Origin of the sequence: Cohnella hashimotonis (assembly GCF_030014955.1) — a bacterium.
GTDB classification, from domain to species: Bacteria; Bacillota; Bacilli; order Paenibacillales; family Paenibacillaceae; genus Cohnella; species Cohnella hashimotonis.
The window spans coordinates 3,112,944-3,137,996 of the sequence record NZ_JAGRPV010000001.1 but is presented as its reverse complement, the minus strand read 5'-3'; the positions used below and the strand labels follow the sequence as shown (position 1 = coordinate 3,137,996).

At 49.9% G+C, this 25,053-nt stretch carries 17 protein-coding genes; 15 read left to right on the top strand and 2 right to left on the bottom strand.

Annotated features, from left to right (window positions below; all coding sequences use genetic code 11):
* Positions 1-135: 135 nt before the first annotated feature.
* From KB449_RS12585 to KB449_RS12540, 10 genes are all read left to right on the top strand, one after another.
* Positions 136-1,908 (top strand): cache domain-containing sensor histidine kinase, encoded by a 1,773-nt coding sequence (locus tag KB449_RS12585; RefSeq protein ID WP_282908710.1) that lies wholly within the window; start codon positions 136-138, stop codon positions 1,906-1,908.
* The gene (locus KB449_RS12580) at positions 1,905-3,518 is read left to right on the top strand and encodes a response regulator transcription factor (RefSeq protein ID WP_282908709.1); all 1,614 of its coding nucleotides are present in this window, start codon (positions 1,905-1,907) and stop codon (positions 3,516-3,518) included. Before KB449_RS12585 ends, KB449_RS12580 begins: the two co-directional genes overlap by 4 nt.
* Before the next feature lie 114 nt (positions 3,519-3,632).
* A complete protein-coding gene (locus KB449_RS12575; RefSeq protein ID WP_282908708.1) occupies positions 3,633-5,054 on the top strand; it encodes an extracellular solute-binding protein in 1,422 nt (473 codons plus the stop codon).
* A gap of 61 nt (positions 5,055-5,115) precedes the next feature.
* Entirely contained in the window at positions 5,116-5,985 is an 870-nt protein-coding gene (locus tag KB449_RS12570; RefSeq protein ID WP_282908707.1) for a carbohydrate ABC transporter permease, read from the top strand.
* Positions 5,986-5,990: 5 nt separating this feature from the next.
* Positions 5,991-7,304 carry a carbohydrate ABC transporter permease gene (locus KB449_RS12565; RefSeq protein WP_282908706.1) on the top strand — a complete coding sequence of 438 codons (1,314 nt, stop codon included), beginning with the start codon at positions 5,991-5,993 and terminating at the stop codon, positions 7,302-7,304.
* A 36-nt stretch (positions 7,305-7,340) separates the two neighbouring features.
* Entirely contained in the window at positions 7,341-10,004 is a 2,664-nt protein-coding gene (locus tag KB449_RS12560; RefSeq protein WP_488192482.1) for a family 78 glycoside hydrolase catalytic domain, read from the top strand.
* 83 nt (positions 10,005-10,087) lie between these two features.
* The gene (locus KB449_RS12555) at positions 10,088-11,980 is read left to right on the top strand and encodes a GH39 family glycosyl hydrolase (protein ID WP_282908704.1); all 1,893 of its coding nucleotides are present in this window, start codon (positions 10,088-10,090) and stop codon (positions 11,978-11,980) included.
* A gap of 116 nt (positions 11,981-12,096) precedes the next feature.
* Positions 12,097-12,510, top strand: coding sequence for a hypothetical protein (locus tag KB449_RS12550; RefSeq protein ID WP_282908703.1), 414 nt, complete (start codon positions 12,097-12,099; stop codon positions 12,508-12,510).
* Between the two features lie 312 nt (positions 12,511-12,822).
* Positions 12,823-14,985 (top strand): PAS domain S-box protein, encoded by a 2,163-nt coding sequence (locus KB449_RS12545; RefSeq protein ID WP_282908702.1) that lies wholly within the window; start codon positions 12,823-12,825, stop codon positions 14,983-14,985.
* A gap of 178 nt (positions 14,986-15,163) precedes the next feature.
* On the top strand, positions 15,164-15,601 hold the full coding sequence (locus KB449_RS12540) for an ASCH domain-containing protein (protein ID WP_282908701.1): 438 nt from the start codon (positions 15,164-15,166) through the stop codon (positions 15,599-15,601).
* A gap of 178 nt (positions 15,602-15,779) precedes the next feature.
* On the opposite strand, the gene KB449_RS12535 is transcribed toward KB449_RS12540, so the two are convergent.
* Positions 15,780-17,681 (bottom strand): ADP-ribosylglycohydrolase family protein, encoded by a 1,902-nt coding sequence (locus tag KB449_RS12535; protein ID WP_282908700.1) that lies wholly within the window; start codon positions 17,679-17,681, stop codon positions 15,780-15,782.
* Between the two features lie 117 nt (positions 17,682-17,798).
* Between KB449_RS12535 and KB449_RS12530 the strand changes: the two genes are divergently transcribed.
* The 5 genes from KB449_RS12530 to KB449_RS36480 all read left to right on the top strand — a co-directional run bounded on the left by KB449_RS12530 (position 17,799) and on the right by KB449_RS36480 (position 22,684).
* On the top strand, positions 17,799-18,701 hold the full coding sequence (locus KB449_RS12530) for an AraC family transcriptional regulator (protein ID WP_282908699.1): 903 nt from the start codon (positions 17,799-17,801) through the stop codon (positions 18,699-18,701).
* Positions 18,702-19,083: 382 nt separating this feature from the next.
* Positions 19,084-19,872 carry a hypothetical protein gene (locus KB449_RS12525; protein WP_282908698.1) on the top strand — a complete coding sequence of 263 codons (789 nt, stop codon included), beginning with the start codon at positions 19,084-19,086 and terminating at the stop codon, positions 19,870-19,872.
* Positions 19,873-20,044: 172 nt separating this feature from the next.
* The gene (locus KB449_RS12520; protein WP_282908697.1) at positions 20,045-21,055 is read left to right on the top strand and encodes a LacI family DNA-binding transcriptional regulator; all 1,011 of its coding nucleotides are present in this window, start codon (positions 20,045-20,047) and stop codon (positions 21,053-21,055) included.
* A 153-nt stretch (positions 21,056-21,208) separates the two neighbouring features.
* Complete coding sequence (hisD, locus tag KB449_RS12515) at positions 21,209-22,495, top strand: histidinol dehydrogenase (protein WP_282908696.1); 1,287 nt, start codon at positions 21,209-21,211, stop codon at positions 22,493-22,495.
* A 24-nt stretch (positions 22,496-22,519) separates the two neighbouring features.
* A complete protein-coding gene (locus tag KB449_RS36480) occupies positions 22,520-22,684 on the top strand; it encodes a WYL domain-containing protein (RefSeq protein WP_350356269.1) in 165 nt (54 codons plus the stop codon).
* Positions 22,685-23,223: 539 nt separating this feature from the next.
* Here KB449_RS36480 and KB449_RS12510 read toward each other — a convergent pair.
* Positions 23,224-25,017 carry a glycoside hydrolase family 35 protein gene (locus KB449_RS12510; protein ID WP_282908695.1) on the bottom strand — a complete coding sequence of 598 codons (1,794 nt, stop codon included), beginning with the start codon at positions 25,015-25,017 and terminating at the stop codon, positions 23,224-23,226.
* Positions 25,018-25,053: the final 36 nt, after the last annotated feature.

Sequence of the window (25,053 nt, the reverse complement as noted above, 5' to 3'; positions counted from 1 at the left end):
TTTCATATTCCGGCAGCTGAACGATTGAAAAAAAGAACGGAGGTTTGTTGTAAGATGTAGAAAATAGATCAATTTCGATTAGGATGGTGACGATCTCTGGTTGCGTTGTTTATTTTCCGCTATTTCGGAAGATCCATGTACCGAAAAATGATGCTGACGTCCTTTCTCATTATCGTGCTCACGGTGTCGGTGCTCGTGGCGAACTTTTATTCCCGCACGGCGGGAGATTTAAAGCGGCAGGCCGTCGAGACAAGCGAAAGAGCGATGCAGCAGTCTGCGGTCGCGTTCAATTCCTATTTGGAGAATGTTCGCGGCTTCGCTTGGAGCAACTTTAGGGATTTTGAATTTCAGAAGTTCGTCCAAAGCATGGGCAGCAACCCGGACGCGCTGAGTAAATACACGGGCGACTTCACGATTTATGTGAACGACAACCCCATCGTGTGGTCGATTACCGTCGACCAGTTAAACGGATTTTCCCTTAGAGCCGGAAACGCGATTCCGGATATGCTGCCGGAAGAAAAGGCGCGCATTGCCCGCATCGCCATCGAAGCGAGCGGCAAAGGCGTTTGGGTTCCATCGACCATATACGGATTAAATGCAGACCAGATGGAGCAGACGCTTACTTTCACGCAAGCCATTCGAAGTATCTCGCTCACTTCTCCGGGTCCGATCATCGGAGTCATGATGTACAATTTATCTTTCCATTCCTTAGATCAATGGTTCAAGAAAGTAGAAGGAGACCAGTCTAACCGCACATATATTGTCAAGGCAACCGACGGTACCATCGTGCATTCCCTCGTTCCGTCGGAAAGAGGCGAATCCCTGCTTAGTCCCGATGATCTGAAGTCCGCCAAGAAAGCGAAAGGCGGACACTTCTATTCAAGAAGGGATTTCGGATCGGCTTTAGTCCTTTACGAGAAATTGGAGAGATCCGACTGGATGCTCGTGACGATGATGCCGGTTAAGCTGCTCATTAAACCTGTAAACGATTTCACGAAAAGCACCATCGTAATCGGGTCGTTAAGCTTGCTATTCTCCATGCTGTTAGCCGGATTGTTCTACTCTCGGACGATTACGCCCCTTAAAGAATTAAGCAAAGGCATGAAGGCGATCGAAGTCGGAAATTACGAGGTGAGCCTCCCGGTTAGAAGCTATGACGAGTTAGGGTACATCACGTCGTCGTTCAACCGAATGGCCAAGGAAATCAACCGTCTTATTTTGAAGGTATACGAATCTGAAATCATCAAGAAAAACGCGGAAATTAAAAGCTTGCAATCCCAGATCAATCCTCATTTTCTTTATAATACGCTCGGAATCATCGATAGTTTATCCGCCATCGACGGAGATGCCAGAATATCGTTTATTAGCAGATCGCTTGCAAAAATGTTTCGTTACAACATTAGCGGTGAAGATATGTCGACGATGGAGATGGAAATTCAACAAATCCGGTTGTATTTGTCTATCCAGAAAATCCGCTTCGAAGAGAAATTCGATTATTTGATTTACGTCGAACCGGGGTTGGAGCAAGCGCCGATTCCGAAGATGCTTCTGCAGCCGATCGTGGAGAACAGCATTCTCCATGGCGTAAGCCGAAGCCGTCATTCCGGAATCGTCAGAATCGAAGCGACAATGGAAGACGGAGATCGCGTACAGGTGAAAATTTGGAACAACGGCATGCCGATCGATTCGGAAAGACAGGAATGGCTCCGTGCAAGGTTAGCCGGAACGCCTAAACACGGAGAGTCGGTCGAAAACCGTTCTTCCATCGGCTTGCTGAACGTTCAAGCGAGGATCAGGCTCCTATATGGCGACGATTGCGGCGTTTCTTTCGAAAGCAGCAGCGCGTACGGAACAACGTTTACGTTGATGTTAAGGAATAAGGTGCACAAAGGAGGAAACGAAGGATGAAATACATCGTTCTTGACGACGAGCCGATCATACGCCAGGGCGTCATCCATAAAATTCGGCAGACGGGATTGCCGCTGTTATTCGCGGGCGAGGCCGACGATGGCGTATCGGGGCTTGAATTGGTTCGATCGGCGAAGCCGGATATCGTCTTGACGGATATTCAGATGCCGGAAATGAACGGCTTGGAGTTCATTCGCATAGCCAAGACCTTGTATCCGCGGATGGAATATATCATTCTCAGCGGATTCGACGATTTCGAATACGCCAAGAAGGCGATTGGCTACGGCGTAAGCCATTATCTCTTAAAACCGGTGGAGGACGAAGAACTATACGAGTCCCTGAACGGCTTGATCGAACGGCTGCAGGCCGAAAGCCACCGCGACAAAATGGTCTTAAAGCTGCAGCAACAAGCCGAGACGGGTCAGGAAGCGGCGCGAAGTCAAACGCTCACGAGGCTATTGAACGAAGAGGAAACGAACATCGCGGATCCTTTGTTGGACGAACTGTCCGTCGGCTGCGTTTCTTTTTCATCGGTCGTCCTGCAGGTGGAACCGGTAAAGTTACCCCATTATTCGTTCGCGGAGGACGAAGAGGAACTGATTTGGTTCTCGCTTAAAAACATCGTAACGGAAGGGTTTAAAGCCGTAGGCATCGCGGGCTTGCTCGTTCATAGTTCGCTGAACCGCTGCGAATTCGTATATGTGTTAGGTCTCAAAGCGGGTCAAGATCGTTCAATCGTTCTTTCCGCGGCTGAAACGGTCGCTTACGGCGTTCGCAAGTATTTGAAAATCAACGCGGTAGTCGGGATCGGTCCGTTCGCGGATAAGCTTGACCGCATCCAGGAGATTTACCGCGAAGCGAAGCAATCGGCACGGAACGCGGTGCTCCATGGCGGAAACAGGGTTTCTCATTGGACCGCGCAGCCCCCCTATAAGGCAAATAGGCAGTCCATCATCGGCATCGAGGACAGCAAATTGCTCGCGGAATGGCTGGATCGTCAAGATGCGGATCAAATCATTCGTTGGACGAAACGGCGCCTGGGTGCGATCGCGCAGGATCCGAATTCCGCTTTCGTGCAAATCGAATGGTTTTGCGTCGATCTTTATCTGCTGTTCAATAAATATTTGATTGCCAATGCCGTAGACGCGGAATGGACGATCGGCGAGTTGGACGACATGCTGCGCTGGCTGCAACAGATCACGCGATTGGGCGAAATCGAAGAACGGATGATCGGTTTGGCTTCGAACGTTATCGGCCGTCTTGCCAGAAGCGGAGATCTATCGGGGAAAGAGGTGATGGAGGTCGTACGAGCGTATATCGATCATCATTTCGCCGAGCCTTTATCCCTGCAATCCATCGGCGAGCGGTTTTCCATTCATCCGAATTACTTCTCCAAACGGTTCAAAGAAAAATACGGCGAAAGCTTCATCGAATATTTAACCTCGCTGCGAATGAAGATGGCCGCCAAGCTGCTCAGCGACACGGATTTAAAAATCCATCAAATCGGGGAAAGAGTCGGCATCGAAGACGCTGCCTATTTCGGAAGCGTCTTTCGCAAGTGTTACGGCGATACGCCTAAGCAATACCGGGAACGCTTTCATTCAACTTAAAAATTTCATATCGAATCGGAATAATCCGTTAAGATATTCGCTTAAACCTCCGAAAAGGCGGACCTATAATTTAAACAAGCAAGACTAACGTACCCGAGGGGGAAGCTGGCTAGAATGAAAAAGAAAATTCGCTTGTCCGCCGCATCCATGTTATTGCTGACGATCGCTTTAACGACCGCCGCATGCGGAGGGAACAACGGTAACGGAAACGCGTCTCCGAGCACGAACACCGCCCCTGAGAGCAGCGCCACCCCATCGGCCTCCGAATCACCGAGCGCTTCCGCGCATGCGGAACCCGTGGAGATCGTCGTGTGGGATAAACCGAGCGCCGACGCGGCCGACAAGGCCTTCAAGGAAGAGGCTTTCGCCGCTTTCGAAGCGAAATACCCGAATATCAAGGTCACTCACGTCGAACAGACCAAAGAGAAGGAACGCGAGCAATTCATGACCGCGGTAGCCGGCGGGGAGCAGCCCGATCTGTACAAGAACCCGTATCCGGACATGGAATCTTACATCGCGCAGGGCATTGCGGCAGACATTACCGATCTTTGGAACGGCTTCGAAGGAAAGGACGGCTATTTGCCTTCGTCTCTGAATGCCGGAACGGTGGACGGCAAAATTTACGGCGTTCCGAACGACATGTACGTCACGGGACTGTTGTACAACAAGCAGATGTTCGCCGACGCGGGACTCGATCCGGCTGCGGCCTTGAAGGACTGGGACTCGTTCGGAGCGGCCGCCCAGAAGATGACGGACGCCTCCAAGGGGACTTACGGCTACGCGATCCTCGGCATGGATTGGGCGGATTGGTTCTTCGAGTATTACGTATGGCAAGCGGGCGGCGATCTGACCGAGAAGCAGCCGGACGGCACGGCCAAATTGACGTTCACGTCCGACGCGACGATCCAAGCGTTGCAATACTACAAAGACTTGAAATTCAAGTATAAAGCGACGCAGAAGAACGTCGTTCAGAGCCTGGACGACAACCAGAAGGACTTCTATACGGGACGCGCGGCTTCCATGATCGCGGGATCAGACTGGATCGGGGGCCTCGTAGCCAAAGGTATGGACCTGAACAACATCGGCTTTTCCGCATTGCCGGTCGGTCCTTCCGGCAAAGCGCCGGCGCAAGTCGGCGGAAGCTACTGGATTCTCAATCCGAAGTCTTCTCCCGAAAAGCAGCAGGCGGCCTTTACGTACGCGACCTATATAACGTCGAAAGCGTACCTCGAATCGGTGCTGCAATACAACAAGGACAACGGCATGTTCCCGAACCTGCTTTCCGTTCGGACCGACGTCGACGTGACGGGCTTCGTCGACGGCCTGCCGGCGGAGGTCGTGAGCGGCGTTCAATCGGCTGCGAAAGACACGCATCTGGAATATTTCCTTAAAGCGCGCTTGAGTCCTTATATCGTCAAGCCGATTCAACAGGCGCTCTTGGACGAGAACACCGATCTAAAGGCCGTGCTGCAGACGGCGCAGGATCTCGCACAGAAGGAAGTCATCGATAAGTATAACGAGGAAGTAAAAAAATAAGAGGGATCGGGATTCTCTCGAAGAGGGAATCCCGATGCTGTTCCAGGGGTGAACGAACCGTATGACGAGAATAACGAACATCCGTTGGATGCCCGTCTTGTTTCTGTTACCGTCCGTGCTCTGCTATCTGTTGTTTAAATACTATCCGCTGTTAAGCATGGTTCGTGTCAGTTTCTTTCGCTACAGCATCGTCAATCCGCCAGGGGCGTTCATCGGCTTGGCCAATTATACGGAGTTTCTTTCCTCGTCGACCTTCTGGCAGGCCGTATCCAACACGTTCGTGTTTTTCGCGCTTTATCTGGGTCTTACCTTCTGGATTCCGATCGTGCAAGCGCTGCTGCTCAGCGATATTCGCAAGGCGAACGCCTTCTTTCGCTTTATGTATCAATTGCCGACGATCATGCCGGCGGTCGCTGGCGTACTCGTCTGGAAATGGATGTACAACCCCGATTACGGTCTGCTGAATTATTGGCTCCAATTTTTCGGCCTTGGGCCGTATATGTGGCTCAACGACTTGCATATAACGAAGCTGGCCATCGTATTGCCCGCGGTGTTCGCAGGCAACGGCATCTCGCTTCTGCTTTATTATTCGGCTATCAAATCGATTCCGACGGAAATCTTGGAAGCGGCCAAAGTAGACGGAGCCAGTCCTTGGAGAAGAATGTGGACGATGCTGCTGCCGAACATCCGATTCATTATCGTGATCCAGTTCATCGCCTTCATGTCCGGCGTCCTGCTGGCTTACGACAATATTTACGTCATGACGCAAGGCGGCCCGGCGGGAAGCACGACCGTCGTATCGATGCTCGTCGTGAACACGGCGTTCCAGCAATCGCGCTTCGGGATTTCGGGCGCCATGTCCTTGTTCATGTTCTTCGTGATTGCGTTATTGACCGTCTTGCAAAATAAAATTTCCGCGGAAAAGGATTGAGCCATATGAAACGAACGCGCATGGTCGAAAAAGGACAGCGGTCTTTAACCTTTACGGCTTACGCGGTGACGATTCTCTTTGCGTTTTTTTCCCTGATCCCCGTGCTATGGATGGTTTCTTCGGCGTTCAAATCGGATAAGGACATCGACGCCTATCCGCCCAAGTGGATTCCCCAAATTCCCCAATCGATTCGGGTCACGCTCGATTATTCGGGACTTGGACTGATGGAGCGGGCGGATTACGAGAAGGATGCCATGGAGGCGATCTGGTTCCCTTGGATGAAAAATATCCGGGAGAATATCGGCGAAGTCAGAATTACCGGCATCCGGGACGGGAAGAAGATCTTCCAAGCCTATACGGCGTCGTCTTCGTTTCGGGCCGGACAGCCCTCGATCGTTCCTTCCACGTTGTTTACCGATCAGTTAATGGATCGCAAGCTTCCGATGATTCGCGAGAAAAAGCTGTCCAAGTTTACTTGGTACGGGGACGGAGGAAGCGACGTTTCGGGTGGGAAAGGCGTGGAGAAGAGCGAGCTCTCGTTGCGGTTCGCGGATTTTTACGGCGCTTCGGGGATCATTCAGGGAAAAGTCGCAACGATCGAGGAGAAACAAGCTTGGACCCGCCTGTTCGACAGCTTTATATCGGTGAACAAGATCGCGATGAATGCGGCCGGTCCGCTTGGATTCACGAAATATTTCATCAACAGCGCGATCGTGACGCTGTCCTCGGTGGCGATACAGCTGTTACTCGGCGGATTGGCCGGTTATACGCTGGCTCATCTGATCGCGAACAAAAAGTGGCAGTTCTTTTGGATCATGTTCTTCCTGGCGACGATTATGATACCGGATATCTCGCTTCTGTTGCCGCTGTATTTGCTCATGAAGGATTTGCATCTGGTCAATTCGCTATGGGCGATCATTCTGCCTCATTCCGCCTGGGGCATTATTATCTTCCTGTTCAAAGGCTTCTTCGATCAAATCTCGAAGGAGCTCCTGCAAGCGGCGAGGGTCGACGGGGCCTCCGAATTTCGCACGTTCCTGCAGATCGTCGCTCCGCTATCCGTGCCGATCTTCGCGGCCGTCAGCGTGTTGACGTTCATCCCGGTATGGAACGAATTCGTCTGGCCGCTGGTCGTGAACAACCTGCCTAAGTATTGGACGTTTACCGTCGCGCTGAACGATCTGCAAAATCAGAGCAACGCCCAACAGAACATGATTATGGCCAGCTCGTTTATTTCGATGATTCCTTTGCTCGTGATTTTCGTCTTCGCGCAGAAGTATATCGAGAAAGGCGTGGCGTTCTCTGGAGTCAAAGGATAGCAGGAAAGATCGGATGATCATTGCGAGGAGGAGGCGATTAAAATTCTTTCGGTCCAACTGCTTTGCGAATACTTGCCGAACCCCGTAGCGATTCATACGGAAGCGCCTTGCTTCAGCTGGCAATTAAGCGCCGACGGGCGCAATCGGGCGCAAACCGCGTATCGGGTTACGGTTGCCGACGATCCGGGGAAGCTGAGCGCGGAGCGCGAATTGCACTGGGATTCGGGCAAAGTCATTTCAAATAACAGCTTTCACGTCGTATACGAGGGAGCTCGGTTGGAGAGCGACACCCGATATTACTGGCGCGTCGTCGCTTGGGACGAAACGGATCGAGAGGGGGAGCCCAGCGAAACGGCCTCCTTCCATATCGGTCTTCTGCAAGAAGAGGATTGGTCCGGACAATGGATCGGCGCGCCGGATATCGCGGGCTCTCCGCTATTCCGCGGAACGTTCCCGGTCGGCAAGCCGTGCGAGCGCGCCGTCGTTTACTTCGCTTGCCTGGGATACGGAGAGCTCTACTTGGACGGCAGCAAAGTCGGCGATCATGTTCTCGATCCCAACTGGAGCGACTACGACGATCGAACGATCGAGGGATTGCTTTATCCTTATAACGATAACGGAAATAAATCGGTTTATTACGTTGCCTACGACATCACTGCCGATTTGACCGTAGGAAAGCATAGTTTCGGCACGATGTTAGGCAACGGATTTTACAATCAAACCGCGCGTACGGTCGAAGGCCGAATGTCTTACGGGAATCCCCGTTTCCTGCTCCAATTAATGATTAAATACGCGGATGGCAGCGAGGAGCGCATCGTAAGCGACGGCAGCTGGCGCAACGAATGCGGGCCGATCCTGTTCGATAACGTTTTTGTGGGCGAGGTTTATGACGCCAGGCGCGAGATCGAAGGATGGTGCGAACCGGAATTCGACGAATCGGATTGGCAACCGGTCCACATCATGTCGGCGCCTAGCGGCGTATTAAGGGCGCAACAGTGTCCGGCGGATAAAGTCATGGGCACGATTCGGCCGATATGCCGAACGCAGCTTGGAGAAGGGTGTTACGTTTACGACATGGGTCAAAACTTCTCGGGGTGGGTCAGATTGCGGGTGAGATCGACGCCCGGCGGCTCCCGATTTACCCTCAGGTTTGCGGAAGAGCTGCACCCGAACGGAACGCTCGACTTTACGAGCGCCGGCGGAACGGACCAAATTCAGCATGACGTCTATATTTCGAGAGGCGACGACACTGAAGATTACGAGCCAAGATTCGTCTGGCACGGGTTTCGTTACGTTGAAATATCGGGGTTTCCCGGCGATCCGGGGGATGACGCCGCGATCGGCGTGATCGTCCACGCTTCGGTGGATTCCGTCGGTTCTTTCGAATGCTCGGACGAGACGCTTAACCGCATTCAGCGCATGTACCGTTGGTCCCAACTGAGCAACCTGCACGGCGGCGTTCCGAGCGATTGCCCGCATCGCGAGAGGTTGGGATACACCGGGGACGGCCATATTACGGCCAAGGCCGCCATCTATAACTTCGGAATGGCCTCCTTTTATCGGAAGTGGGTTCAAGACATCGGCGACGCGCAGAACATTCAAACCGGCTTCGTTCCCCATACCGCTCCCTTTAACGGGGGCGGAGGCGGACCGGGTTGGGGAAGCGCCTATGTCATCGTGCCTTGGCTCTTATATTGGGCTTACGGCGATTTGAGCCTGTTTCGGGACCACTATGAGGGCATGAAGAGATGGGTCGACTATTTGAAAGGCTGCACGGATGACGGATGCATCGTAGAGAGAGAGGAGCCGGGGAGCTGGTGCCTGGGCGATTGGTGCATCCCGGGTTCCATCGAACTGCCCGAACGAATCGTGAACACTTATTTTCACGCATACGTTACGAAATTGCTCGGACGCATTGCGCATGTGCTGGGCAGAGGAGACGATCAGCGACGCTACGAGGCACGATACGCCGACATTTGCTTGGCGTTTAATGAGCGATTTCTGGACCCAGAGCTGAATCGCTATTCGATCGGCAGGCAGGGAGCGGATATTTTCGCTTACGCGCTCGGCTGCGTTCCGCCCGAACGGGAACCGGCCATCCGAAACCGGCTGCTGATGCAGTACTCGGAGGCGCTCGGGGGCTGCGTGGATACGGGCATATTCGGAACCGGTCTGTTATTCGACACGCTGGCCGATTGGGGCGAGACGGATACCGCGATCGCATTGGCCGTCAGGGACGCGTATCCCGGCTACGGCTACATGATCAAGAACGGCGCAACGACTCTCTGGGAGAGATGGGACGGGCTGGAATCCCGTAACCATCCGATGTTCGGGAGCATTAGCGCCTGGATGTTCGAGCATTTGGCGGGCTTGCGCATGTGCGACGAATCCGTCGCTTTCGCGCGAATGGTCGTGAAGCCGCCGGTTACTTCGAAGCTCGCCTACGCCAAGGCGGAGATCTCGACGATCAGAGGAACGTATGCGGCCGGTTGGGAGCGAGACGGAGATTTATTGGTGCTGGAAGCCGCCGTGCCGGTAAACGGGTCGATCGTAATCGAGCTGCCGGACCGCTTGCGGAAGCCGGTCTCGATCTTCGAAAGCGGGCAGCCTCTGTTCGAAGGCGTCGACTACATGATGGAGGACAACCGAATCGTTCTGGGGTCCGGCCATTATCGAGCGAGCTGGTTAGCGAGTCAGTAAGCCTATTCAAGAAAGGAGGTGAAGATGATCGAGCAAGCCGCCGTGTATTGAAAGCGCTTTTAAAAAACAAAGGAGTGATTTCAATGAATCAGGCTCAAGGGAAGAACATGGGGTTTAAGGATGTGAATTGGATTAAGCGGATCTCGCTGGCTCTGATTGCGATCATGGCCATGACGATTCTCTTATCCTTTCCGCAAGTGGGCTTCGCGGCGACTTCCGCGACTATTCAATTCAATCAGAACCAGGGCCAGCGCAGCCCGAACGTCTTCGGAGGCGCGATCAACCAGCTGGACGGCGCATCCGACGTGGATTCCCTGCGCTCGGTAGGCATCAGCTTCGCCCGCCGCGACGTCTATTTGTCCCAAATCCTGCCGAATACGACCATCGCGCAATATTTGGCGGACATGTCCGTTTCGGGCGGCGTGGACGACCCGAATAATTGGGATTGGAGCCAGTACGGGTGGGTGGACACCTATCATAACAAAGGGCTCAAGACCATGATCATCTTGTCCTATAACGTGGGTTGGTTGTCTTCTAACAACGCGAATAACGGCGTTCCGAAGAACTGGACCGTCTACGAGGACATTATTAAGAAAATCACGCAGCGATTCCAAGGGAAGATCGATTTCATCGAGGTTTGGAACGAGCCGGATCTTGCCCAATTTCTCGACATTTCCAATAGCGGTTACGCCAACAGCTTGGCGGCTTACAAGGCGATCTATACGCATGCGGTCAACGCGATCCGCAGCGTCAACGCCACGATCCCGATCGGCGGGCCTTCGTTGTCGACGACGGACACGAGCTGGGCGAATGCCCTGCTTCAGGACGCGAACATTAAGCCGAACGTAAACTTCTTGTCCTATCATCATTATCAGATGGTCCCTAACGGCGAGCCGAATATTCAGGCTTTAAGGAACGTGGCCTCTGCGAACGGCGTCTCCAATATGCCGATCTATATCACCGAATGGAATTGGGATTGGCAATATATCGGTTCTTCGATGAATAACGATTCCACGCACGCCATTCCTTACGTCGCCCAAAGATTGAACGATATGATATGGAACAACGTCGCGGGAACCGGCTACTTCGCCTTTAACAAACAAACGACGCATCCTGATTTCTATTCGATCTATTCGAACGGAAGCCTGACGCCGAAGATGAATACCTATCGCGTATTGGCCAAACAATTGGGACTCGGGGCCGGAGCTTTCACTTTGAGAGGCAGCTCTTGGGTCAACGGAGCTTCGTCGATCGTGGCGGGCGGCGCGACCAACTCGAGCGGGAATCCGGTCGCTTGGGTCGTCAATACGTCCACCTCGGGCGGGGATAACCTGAACTTTAATTTCAACGGACTAAAAGCGAACACGTCGTATGTGGCCGCGGCTTACGAGGCGAGCTTGTGGCAGAACGGAACGGCGGTAAGCTTTACGACCTCGTTCACGACGAACGCGAGCGGGAACGCGACCATCTCCTTCTGGACGCCGTACGAATCGGTTATCGGCATTAAGCTGACTGAACAAACCCCCAGCCCCGGCGTAGTGTCTAACGGAAGCTTCGAATCGCCGACCACCTCGAACTTCGCTTACAGGCCTTTAGGCGCAACTTGGACGTTTACGGGCGATGCGGGCATTCAGCGCAACGGCGGCGACTTCGGAGCTTCGGCAGCGCCGCTGGGGGTGCAGACCGCTTTCGTTCAGAACAGCGGAACGATGTCCCAACTCGTCAGTTTGACGGCGGGTACGTACAAGGTCACCTTTAAGGCGGCTAAACGAACGAGTTACGGCGGTACGCAAACCTTCAATGTCATGTTCGATTCGACCGTGATCGGCACTTATACGCCTTCGACGGGTACCTTCGCGGCCCTCACGACGAGCAATTTTACGGCAACGGCGGGCACCCATACGATTAGCTTCGTCGGTACGACAACTGGAGACAACACCGATTTCATCGACGACGTCGTGCTTACAGTCGTGTAAAAAAGAAACTTTTTAAGCAGCTCATCCAGTAATTATGCAACGATTTCCAGTTTTAAATTGTCATATATAGTAGAGAACTGGCCAGTTTTCAATCTAAAGGCGAGAGGTGTATTTTTGTGAAGAAATTCGTCGTTTTATTGTCCATCTTTGGGATGCTGATTGGCGTGCCTTCCGCGTTTGCCCAATATGGATACGGGGATACAGTAAGTACGGCTGTTAATGTCAGTCTCGGATCCGGCTACGGAACGTTTCTGCAAGGCGGTGAAGCTGATATTTTCGTATTCAAAAATAACACTGCTCAATCGATAACGACGACGGCAAATCTACTATCCCCATCAGACGTTAATTATAACTATTGGGTAGAGGTACACAATCCGGGCGGCTCTGTCACATACCTTAATCCATGGGATAACGGCATCGGCGGTTTAGATTCGATTCAAATAACGGTGGGTCCGGGAAGTAAAGCTTACTTTATCGTGTCCGACACCGGAACGTTATCCAGCGCAAGCTATAGCTTCTGGCTGAATTAAGCCATTTCATTAGAGGCCGCTGAATCCAAGGAACGGATAAACTTAACACACGGTTCCCGCGATCACGGCGGATGAGGTGCCCTATTAAATTAAAAGCCGCAATTGTCGCGGCTTTTTGTTTTATGCACATTATTTCGAAAAACTCAAAGAGGGAGAGGTTGCTTCCAACACGTGGTAATTGATCAAAATCCAAAAGAGATTTATTATGCAGTTACAAATTGGAACATGATATTTCTATGCTTGGTCAAAAATTAACCTCACTAAATAAAGTGAATGGTATAATAGTTACACTTATATAACGGAGGGGCCTGCATGGGACAATACGTAGATCTTCTCAATACGTTTGAACAAGTTTATAACCAGGCTCCAATGGGCATTGTGCTCACGTCGATTAAAGGGGATATCATAAAAGTAAATCAAGCATTCAGTGACCTATTAGGCTATTCGAATCAAGAGGTCGAGGGGCTTTCCTATAAAGATATTTCATTTCCGGTCGATTTCGCTGAGAATGACAAGTTGATTAGAGAAGTAGTTGAAGGACAGTGTTCTTATTTCCATTTGGAAAAAAGATATGTTCGAAAAGATAAAACGATGTTTTGGGCGTCCTTGCATGTGTCGTTCGTTCAAGGGAACGCCGGAAGTGATTCCTACTTGATATGTCACGTTATTGATATTTCCGAAAAAAAGACGGTTGAATTGCAATTAGTTGAGCGAGAAAAGATGTTTAGACTCATAACGAATCATGCGCAGGAAATCATATATATAACGAAGCTTGATGGCACGTGTGAATTTATATCGCCTTCCGTTTTTGATCTCCTTGGCTACCGACCGGAAGAGATGATCGGTAAATCGAACAGCGAACATTACCATCCCGATGATTTAAAACGCCTGAAGCAGAATGACTTTTCGAAGGACGGTATTCTCCGCTATAGATTGCGTCACAAAAATGGACAATATTTATGGTTTGAAACCACGTATGAAATCGTCGGTGAACTGCCCGAAGACAAAAGGATACTCGCGATCGGTCGGGAAATTACAGATCGGTGGAGAAGTGAGAGTAATCTAAGAGAAGCTCAGAAAATTGCAAAGCTGGGCAGTTGGGAATATTATTTCAACACGAAAGAAGTATGGCTTTCCGACCAAGCGTCCGAAATATTGGAACTTGATAATCAAACAGGACTTTTAAAGTCCGCGGACTTACTTGAGGGAGTTCACCTCAAAGACCGCGATCTTTTGTTAGACGCCGTCGAGAATGCGAGCGAGGGAAATGTAATTGAACATGTATGTTCTTTTGCAAATAAATATCTTTATCTGAGGGCAGTCGCTTCCGGCGATAAACTAAGTGGAACGGTACAGGACATTACAGAGCGCAAGCATGCAGAATTAAAACTGGTAGAGACTATTGAACGATATACATCGCTTAAACATTATAACCACGACGCCATTTTTTCATTTGATTTAACTGGGAAAATTGAAAATACAAATCCCGCAGCATGCAGATTAATGCTGCTGCCAATAGAGTCATTACGAGGCTTGAACATAAGCGCGTTCATTGGAGAACCAAACTGGAACCTGATTCGCAACGGAGAAATGGAGCTAGCTGAACAAGGTATCCATAAAATATATAGGAGTGACGACACAACGGTCGAGGTATTAGCAACGATTGCTCCTATCGTTGTTCACGACCAAAAAGTCGGTTACTTTCTCATAGCAAAGGATATCACGGAACAAAAGAAACTCATGTTTTCAAAAGAAGTAGCAGAACGTGCAAATGAAGCAAAAAGCGATTTTATAGCCATGGTAAGTCATGAGATCAGAACGCCATTAAACGGGGTAATAGGGATGGCGGATCTATTACTGGATAAACAAACCTTGCAGCCGGATGACAAAGCGTGTATTGAAATGATCCGAAGCAGCGGGGAATTATTGTTGAAAATCGTCAATGATAACCTAGATATTTCTAGAATCGAAGCTGGGAAAATAGATTTGGAAGAAAACCTTTTCTCGATCTCCGACGTAGTCTCAAGAACGGTTGAATTATTAACACCGAAAGCGCATTCCAAAAATATTGAACTCTCCGTCTCCTTCGGTCCCCAATTAACAGATTTAGTGATAGGGGATGCAACACGTTTAAGACAAGTATTAACAAACCTTATCGGGAATGCCGTTAAGTTTACCGACATAGGCGGCGTAAAAGTAAATGTAACTCAACTTAAGGAAATAAATAATATAACCTGCATTCAATTTGAGATCGTCGATACGGGAGTCGGAATCCCACGAGACCAAGCTGATCATATTTTTGAGCCTTACGTACAGCTTACTAATTCCTCGAAGTCACAAGGGACTGGTTTAGGATTGTCCATTAGTAAAAATTTAGTTGGATTAATGGGTGGTGACATTTGGGTCGATGCTACTCCTGGGGGAGGGGCTACGTTTGGATTTACGGCCTGCTTCAAAAAAATGGAGAAAGACTGAAAGAAGATGTCGAAAGTCAAATACTTTGTCCCACTAAAGCCGCAGCGTTCGCGGCTTTTTTGTTATATGGGATTAAGTTCTTGTTATTGGCCGCTGCGTCTTTTTTATGCGGGAATGGAAAGTCTCGAGAGGTTTGGGGAATCATATTTCATTATGAACAGTAATGGAGCGTAGAGAAATGAAAGTATTATCAATGATTCAACCATGGGCGACTCTGCTTGTCAAGGGCGAGACGCTTTATGAAACAAGATCCTGGAAGACCCGGTATCGCGGACCGTTGGCCATTCATGCAAGCCAGAAAGTCGATAAGCAGGCCTGCAAATATGAACCCGTACGTTCTTTACTCGCCAAGAATGGCTTTACAGAACAAAACCTCCCTACGGGGGTTATACTTGCAACTTGCGAGCTTACAAATTGTTATCAAGTTATCGACGCTAATGATACGTCAGCCATTCTGGATGTCGGGAAGGTTGTGACGGGGGAGGACTTCCTGTTAGGCGATTACAGTCCAGGTTATTTTGCGTGGGAAATAGCGGGTTTCCGTCTGCTGAAGCCCTATATTCCGGCGAAGGGAAAACTGGGACTATGGGAATATCCGATGCAAACAATTAATTAATTTTCCCAAATGAATAACTTCGCTGAAGAACGGCAGAGACGGACATTGACCTAGAGCAGATTCGGATATAAATACATACGCTGGTCTAAATAGGGCTCCAGCAGAGGGCGGATGTATTTAGATTATGCTGAAAAGCATTGTTCTTGAGAAGGAGCAATGCTTTCCAACAGTATTATTGTTAAGGTAGAACAGAGGGAGCATTTGCGTCGAAATATATTTCGATTAAGTAAAAAAACTCGCCGATCTTAGATAAGTTTTCTGCGAGGATCGGAAGAATGAAAAGCTCGAGAGGCTTTTCGTCTTTCATGATCTCGATCCGGATATCATGGGTGCCGGCAGCCAAGCGTAGTTCTTGCATCTTGCTTCTCGGCGAACGGTGATAAGCAGGCATAAACTCAGTTTCTTCGTCGTCTTCGAATAAAATTGTCCCGTTCAGCCACACTTTAACCGGATTAGCCGTTCCTGCTATCAACCGGATGGCTTGTTCATGTGGATTTACGAGCTTGGAAACCGCGGTATATTTACCAGGCATCGTCGTATTCAAGGCGCTATTAAAGTCAATTCGATCACCGGCGAAGTCGACCGTTTGAAAAACCGATTGATTCGGGCCGGATATTTGCCATCGGGACGCGGCCAGAAGCGTGAAATTAACGGTTTCTTTCGACCATTGGGCATTATCATGGATTCGGTGGATGATTAACGCGATCTCGTTCGTTACAGAAATGACTTCAGGTGCATGGATCGTGTCCGTCCAAGTTAGGACGCCACCAGGTGCGAGGGTAAAGGGGCGAGTACCTGAGCCGCTCCAGCCATCAGGAAGCTGCCAATCGAGATTTCCGTTCCATGCCTCTCGGGAATGGTTGACTAGAGTCAATGATAGTTGTTTTGTTCCGCCGCGTCCGATAGAAGGGCCATCCATGCCGAAATCGATTGTCAGCTCTAAGCTTAATCGGTTAGTACGTGTACCTTGAGGGAGCAGGTAACGATTAGCAGTAAAGGGCGTATTCCATAGGTCAGTCACCGTTTTCGGTACTTCTAGGAAGTTGTAATGATTGTCATTTGAGGTACAAGCGTCGGCCCGGATTTCTACTCCAGCCCCCCATGTCGCCAATACTTCGCGTCCGGCCAGCATCGTGCGATGTGTCAGTTCCTCCAAAGTAGCTGGAGCGGGAAAGCCTTTAACTTGTGGGCTGACGACGATTCGGTCGCCAACTGGATTAACCCATCTTTCTGGCAGAAGCTCCGGTCCGAGAATCATACCTAGAATTGCACCAAGTGTAGCCGCGGTACAGTCCGTATCGTAGCCGCAGTTGACTGCCTTCAGTAGACAGTCCTCGAAATCGGTTCCGTACAGCCAGCCAAGAATCGTAAAAGCGATATTTTGCGGAGCGTCCGTAAAGTTGGAGCTTCCATGATGCTCAAGAATCAGGAGACGCGCTTCCAACCAATCCTTACCTTCCTTGTGCCAGCGGAGCAAATCGTGAATGGCTTTTGCGGTCCGACACGTTGAAGGAATATGCTGCAGACCGATACTGATTAATCGGTCCCTGTCCGTTTCGATAAAGATAGCGCTTTCGATAGAGGCGAAAAACATTTCCCCGTATACCCCTTCACCGCCTGCATGGTCAACGATTGCATCCTGATAGGCATAATAGGCAGCCACATGCGGAGCGCCGGGAGCCACCATCGCCCATATTTCCGAGCGAATGGGCGAGCCCATACAATGGGTAAACGGATTGTTGAACCACCCTGCCACGGGAGCTGTTAGTCCTCTGCGCAAGTTAGTTAAGGCATAGCCGTATTCGTCGAACGGGAAGAATACATGTTCTACCCATTCCTGTCCCAGCTCGATAGCTGTTAATCGCGCTCCGTATTGCTCTAAGGCATGAAGCCAAACGAGTTGTAAATCTAAATCGTCGTTTTCCAGCGGTCCATCGGGTAATTTGGGATAGAACGTTAAATTGAGCAGTTCTTTGGAGCCTTCCACCGGTGCTCCGAGCGTTCCCCCTATATTTTTACCAAGCCAGCCTCCATACACCCGGCGATAGTAGTCCTGTGCATTGATGGTCTTACTAGCCATGATTCAAACTCCTTTTGAGCGCTTATTTTTTTGTTATACTGATCTTAGCAGTGAGAGCGTTGCTAAATCCATGTACAGCTTTAAGATTAGGACAGTCTTAAAAATGGGAGGTAAGGCATGGAATATTATTCGCTACCTCGGACTTCCTCACTTGATGTTAGATGGGCTGGTGTATTTGAAGCAAGTAGCGGCTTAGTGGGGAGCAACCATTATAATCCGCATTATGAATTGATCGCGGTAGCGGAAGGGCCGGTTTACCTGCAAGTGGGGGATCGCACCCAGGTGCTGAAATCAGGAGAAACCTTACTGTTAAAGCCCTGGGAGCAGCATTCCAGTCTGAAGCAAACAGATTCGGGCAGGTTTTTCTGGGTGCAGTTTACGTCCGATCCGCCTTTGCTTGAGCTGGAAGGCTCGAAAATTATGAGGGAAGACCTTAATATTGTCCATGTTCTGCCCAATGAATTGCGAACTTCATCTCACCGAGATGTCGATGGATTGTTCATTCCAAGACAATTTCAGTTGTCGAACCGCTACCGGCTAATGACTGAATTCGAAAGGCTGATAAAGGAATCCAATAAGCCAGAAGGGTATTTTCGCTACCGGATGTCACTTATCCTGGCAGGGATACTGGAGCATATCGCTGATGAATGGCTTCACTCAAGTCATGAGTTCCAAATTCCCGGTTCATTTCTTACATATCGTAAAATCGTCAATTATCTGGATGAGACCTATGCACAAAACGTCAGGAAGGAAGCGATAGAGCGCAGCCTCGAACGCAAATACGAGTATATCTGCCAGGTGTTCAAGAAGTATGCGGGTATCACGATCGTAACGTATATCCAGCAGCTTCGCGTTCAGCGGGCCAAATATTTGCTCGCGAACAGAGCTGCCAGCCTGCAAGAAATTGCCGCTGAAGTCGGGTTTGAAGACCCGTTCTACTTTAGCCGCGTATTCAAAAAGGTCGAAGGAATATCTCCTTCGGTATACAGAGAGCGGACAGAGAAAGCATCGCAATCATAAAACGAGCCCTGAATGATCTTTATGATCGTCCAGGGCTCGTTCATTTTCCAAACCATATTCCCCAAAAAAATCTTTAGACAAAAAAAGTATTGACAAAATTATAACTAGTCAAATATTATTCAACTTAAATTCCGTTACAAGCGTATTATACTAAATGCGAATCAGGTACTTTTAAAAATCATTCCATAGGAGGAGAAAGTGGCGGAATTTAGCTCTAAATGAACGCGGTTACACTGCCATTTGAAGGCGTGTGATCTTTTTCTTGCACTCATTTTTAGGCATAAAAAGCCGAGAATGCCAACCCATCGACATGATTGCGGAGTCATTCCGTTTTCGATAATCGAAGACCGGAGTGGGGAGGCGTTTACCGACATACGATACGGTGCTCAAAAATCTGCTAGACGTTATGCAGGATTTATACGATCAAGGCGCCCCCGTTCCGAAAATAGCCTTTTATACCAATACCGACTCTGGAAGCACCATGGAGTACATTTATGACCGATATTATAAAACCGGGGCACCGGACAGACACCCCGATCTTTGGTTCAATTGGAGATCCAAGCCCCTGATTATTGGCGTCTCCAGTCAGGCCTCAACTGCCGTATCCAATTTCTTTACGATCAAAGAATCGCAATGGCCGACAAAAGCGCCAAAAAACAACGGCTTTCCATGGATTGACTTCTTAAGACCCCAGCAAGTCTATAATGACAACGGACAAAAAGAAATAATGACCGTATCTCCCGCCCAAAACTCAGGATCCCTTTTATTTATCGATAATGCATTTTTTGGATTACCCAATACTTGGGGGCGAGGTTATCATAATGGGACGCACGACAATAGCCTGGATGCCGTCAACTCGGGATACAATTTTATCGAACAATGGAACAATGCGATCGCTCAAGATCCTCTGATTGTATTTATCACGGGATGGAATGAATGGATGGCCGGCATTTGGGATGGTATCGGCAACCGCAAAGTGAACTCGTATGATGCTGCAACAATGGCTTACAGTCGCGATATTCAACCCATGAAAGATGGCTTTAAAGATAATTACTACATGCTTCTTGCTAAATATATTCGACAATATAAAGGCTATAACGCGATGCCTGTGCCAAGTGCTGATAAAACCGTTACGATCAATACGGATTTTTCGCGATGGATTTTTACGTGAATGGCGATACTGCGCCGGACGGAAGATAAGCTACGCTTATTATACAAACGAAAGTGTGGTAACTACTCCGACGCGTAGGGTCAGTTTAAAACTCAGGCTCGAAACCATTGACAGATCAACGATCAGCTTCTATAATCCGATTGAATGAATGCGTATTCAGAAAGGATTATTCATGAGTTCCTCCATCGATGTGGCGAAGAAGGCCGGTGTGTCCCAGGCTACGGTGTCGCGAGTGTTGAACAATCCACAAAGCGTGAAACCGGAGACCAGAATGAAGGTGCTGCAAGCCATAGAGCAACTTCAGTATGTTCCCAACCTGATTGCCAGAAGCCTGGTTACCAATACGACCCGAACGATTGCGCTGATTTCAGGCTCGCTGCAGAACGGCTTTTTTGCCGAAACGACCGATTCCATCGTTCAATTCGCGAAGCATAAAGGCTACAAAACGCTTGTTTATTTCGAAGACGAGAACAAGGTTCCGGATTTGTTTGATTTGATCATGAGCAGCAAAGTGGACGGCGTGCTGTTGTCGCTCATCAAGCTCGACGATCCGCTTGTGGAACAGTTGGAGCGGGTCAAGGTGCCCTGTGTCTTTTTTAATAGGAGATCTAAGAGCGGAGGTCATTATGTCGTCCTTGACAATCCATCGGCCGTCGCGGAGGTTACGCGTCACCTGATTGGCCTGGGTCACCGCAAAATAGCCTATCTGTCCGGGAAAACGGACTTCTCGACCTTCCAGGAGAGAAGCGTCGGATTCAAGCAGGTGATGCAGGAGCACGGTCTGGAAATGAAGCCGGAATGGACGAGTTTTATCGACACGACTACGGAAGAGATTGAAAGAATGGTATTCACGATGTTGAACCGTCCGGAGCTGCCGACCGCCATCATTTGCGCAACGGACGCCATCGCGCTGATCTGCATGGATATCATCCTCATGATGGGTCTGCGGATTCCGGAGGACATCAGTCTGTCGGGGATCGATAATACGCGGATGGCGTCCCATCGTGCCGTTCAGCTGACTACAGTCGGCCATCAAAAATTCGCCATGGGCACGATCGCAGCCGAATCCCTGTTCGAGTTGATTGAAAAAGGCGATTCCGAGAGGAATGCCATCCAGATCACGTTAAGGCCGGAGCTGATTGTGAGAAAGACGACGGGTCCCGTAAACTCATCCGGTAGCTAAGGAACAACAAGGAAGCCTCCTGCCTGGCGCAGGGGGCTTCTTGCATGATCTCCGGCTGCTGCAAAAAGGCGAAGAAATCGTGGTTGACGAAAAGATAGGCAGGTGTTACCATTTTCGTGAATACGTATTCATTACCTGCGAAGGAGCATGAGAATGGTCAAGTTCATCAAGCAGGGCATGACGCCCGCCGACTTCTATCAGGAGGATCAAACAGTCTACGATACCGTCCGATCTGTGATTCGGGATGTGTCCGCACGCGGGGATGAGGCGGTAAGGGAGCTGTCCGGGAAGTTTGACCACTGGTCCCCCGAACACTTCCGGCTCAGCGTTGAGCAGATCTCCGAGATCGTGAGGTCCGTACCGGATAGCGTCAAAGAAGATATCCGCTTCGCACAGACCCAAATTCGCAATTTTGCTTCAAAACAAAGGGAAACGATTCATGATCTGGAGGTTGAGACGCTGCCGGGCGTCGTGCTTGGCCATAAACACATCCCGGTAAGCAGCGTGGGCTGTTATGTTCCGGGCGGCCGTTATCCGATGGTCGCATCGGCACACATGAGCATTGTAACGGCAAAAGTGGCGGGGGTCTCCCGCGTGATCGCATGTACGCCGCCGATTGAAGGAACCGTACCCGCCGCAACGGTCTGTGCGATGGCCATGGCCGGAGCCGACGAGATTTATATTCTAGGCGGCATTCAGGCGATGGCCGCTATGGCCATTGGAACCGAAACGATCAAACCGGTGGATATGCTGGTTGGCCCTGGAAACGCTTACGTTGCGGAAGCCAAACGCCAGTTGTACGGAAAAGTGGGGATCGATTTATTCGCAGGGCCGACGGAGGTTCTAGTCATCGCCGACCATACGGCGGATGCCGAAATGGTCGCGACCGATTTGCTGGGCCAGGCGGAGCATGGTCCGACATCGCCTGCGGTTCTCATTACGACGTCGGAGACGCTGGCGCAGGAAACGCTAGTTGAAATTGACCGTCAGCTTGAAAGTCTTCCTACCGCGGATATTGCAGGCAAATCATGGCGCGACTATGGAGCGGTTATGGTTGTGGACAACGTTCAGGAAGCCTTGGCCGAAGCCGATAAGCTGGCTTATGAGCATGTCGAGGTGCTGACGGAAGATCCGGACTATTTTCTGCACAACATGAAAAACTACGGAGCGCTGTTCCTCGGTCCCGAAACAAACGTGGCGTACGGCGATAAGGCGATCGGGACCAACCATACGCTGCCTACGAAGGGCGCCGCGCGGTATACCGGAGGATTATGGGTGGGCAAATATTTGAAGACGGTCACCTATCAACGCTGCACGGAGGAGGCAAGCAGACTTGTCGGGCAGTATGTTTCCCGTCTTTGCGAATTGGAGCATTTTGCCGGGCATAAAGCGCAAGCCGACTTGCGGGTTCGAAGATACTTGTCTCATTCGTTAATATAACTCGGTCTCAAATCAAGAGACAACATTGGTGAGCATGAAGTTGACATTCACCCGTACCGGACGTATTCCCAAGCTACTCAGGAGCATGTGGCTGTGATCGCCTGGTGCGAGCAATCGGGCGAGGTGGAGCATTTCCGACTCGACCGGATCGAATCGATTCAATGCAGCGGACAGACATATTTACTCTGAGTAGATACGGATGTATAACTGACGTAAGGATTCCAGGTTAACTGGAATCCTTATTTTTATTTTTTGGGGATAGCGCAAACTTCGAAAAGGAAACTTAGCTTTTCGAAACGTTAAAACGAGGCGCCATAATGTTATACATCATGATTAAACTCTTGATGTATAAGGGATTAATCATGATTATAGACATCTGTATAAAATACGGGTTTTGTGAAAAAGATATATAAAATAATAGCGCACGAGCTTCACAATAATAATAATCATTCTTCGAACGTAACGAATGTTTTTTTGGTATCTTTCCACGAAATTACAAATAAATCATGCATTCGGCGTTTAGTGAAGGCATCCACCGAAGCCAGCGGCGTTGTTTCATTCCATCTAGAAAGTTCGACCGCCTTATAACCGTCAGACTGCGCCCATACAACAGATTTCAGTTATTTATCGTACTAATTTCAATTTCGGTATCGGCGGCCACGCGTTCTGGCCCAAATGAAAAGACACGCCTCATGCAGGCGTGCCTCCAGTGTATTCCCTTCTCTATATTAGCCCAGTTCCATATGATCCTGGAACTGAACGACCGGTTCGTTTACAGCGTGCAGCTCAAGCACGATGATTTCGTTTGGTCCTTCTTTAAGCAGCGGTCCAGGAACGTATAGCGTCTTTTGCGGACCGACGTTCCAGTACCGTCCCAGATTAAATCCGTTGATAAAGACATTTCCCTTGCTCCATCCCTCCAGCTTCAAAAACGTATCGGCGGGTTCCGTAATTTCGAAAGAGCCTTTAAAGAAGGTCGGAGAAGCAAGAACGGCCTGACTTTTGCGATCCGAAGCGACGGACTCGAAGGATAGCGCGCTCAGGTCCTCCATCGGCAGGGTGAAGATGTCCCATCCGAACAAGAACTGTCCGCCCAGTCTTACCCCTTCGGTAATTCCTTTGGCATCCTTAAGCATCCAACCATAGTTGACCCGGCCCTGATTTTCAACCAATATGCCCAGACTAGAGCCTTCGGGAGGCGTCGTCACGACGATGTCGCGCTCGCCGATATCCAAGCCGATGTCATGATCGGTTCTGTCGATAATTCCTTGGTATTTGCCGTCCAGATATACCAACGCCCGGTCCCTCACTTCCTGAATGACGAGCTTGTTTTTTGTTCTGGGGCCGGATACTTTCGTTCGATAGTAAATAAATCCGTAATCTTGCCCTAGTCTTTCCATCGTCTCAGGGTACACGCTGTACACCGGTTGAGTCAACGAATCCAACTGATCGAGCAACTTCGCTTGCTCCGTTAATGGGATAACGCCGAAGGTTTTCTTTTTTATCGGTTCGGGCAGCAGATCTACGGGGATTTCGACGTGTTTGGCAATGACTTCGCGAATCGCCCAGTATTTTTCGGTCACTTCTCCCGCTTCATTCAGCAGTGCATTGTAATCGTAGCTTGTAACTATTGGTTCGTATCGATTGAAGTAATTGGCGCCATTATAAAAACCGAAGTTCGTTCCTCCGTGGAACATATAGAAGTTGACGGACGCTCCAGAACTTAACATGCTGTCCAATTCGATGGCTACGTCTTCGAAATCTCTAACGTGATGCGATTCGCCCCAATGGTCAAACCATCCGTTCCAATATTCCATGCACATCATCGGCTGATCGGGTTGATATTGCGCCAGTTTCTCGAAGGACGTATCCGGCTTCGAACCGAAATTAATCGTCGCAAGCACTTGCGGGAGCAAGGCGCCGCCTTGAAGCATGCCGTCCTCCGCTCCGTCGGACGTAAACAATAAGACATCGATCCCTCGTCGGACCATTCCGTCTTTTAAATATTGTAAATATGCCTTGTCGTTGCCGTAGCTGCCGTACTCATTTTCGATCTGCGCGGCGATGATCGGTCCGCCGTTCGTACAGAGTAAGGGCTTCAGCAAAGGCAATAGCACATCGAAATAAGCGTCGACTTTGTCCAGATAAGGTTGGTGCATGCATCGGAGCCGGATGTTGGCGTCCGCAAGCAGCCAAGCCGGCAGCCCTCCGAACTCCCATTCCGCACATATATATGGGCTTGGCCGCACGATGACAAATAAGTCCAGACCGTGCGCCAGCTTGATAAATCGCCGAATGTCCGCCATCCCCTCGAAGTTGAAGCAGCCTTCCTTCGGCTCGTGCAAATTCCAAGGGATATAGGTTTCTACCGCGTTGAATCCGCATGCCCTTAGCTTGAGCAGTCTATCTTCCCAATAATCCGGCACGATCCGGAAATAATGCATCGCGCCGCTGATCAACCGGATTTTCTGTCCGTTATAGACAAAATGCCCGGCCTCAATGCCGAATGTCGCGTTGTTCATCGCGCAACTCCCTTTCATCGCTCCGGTTCGATTCAA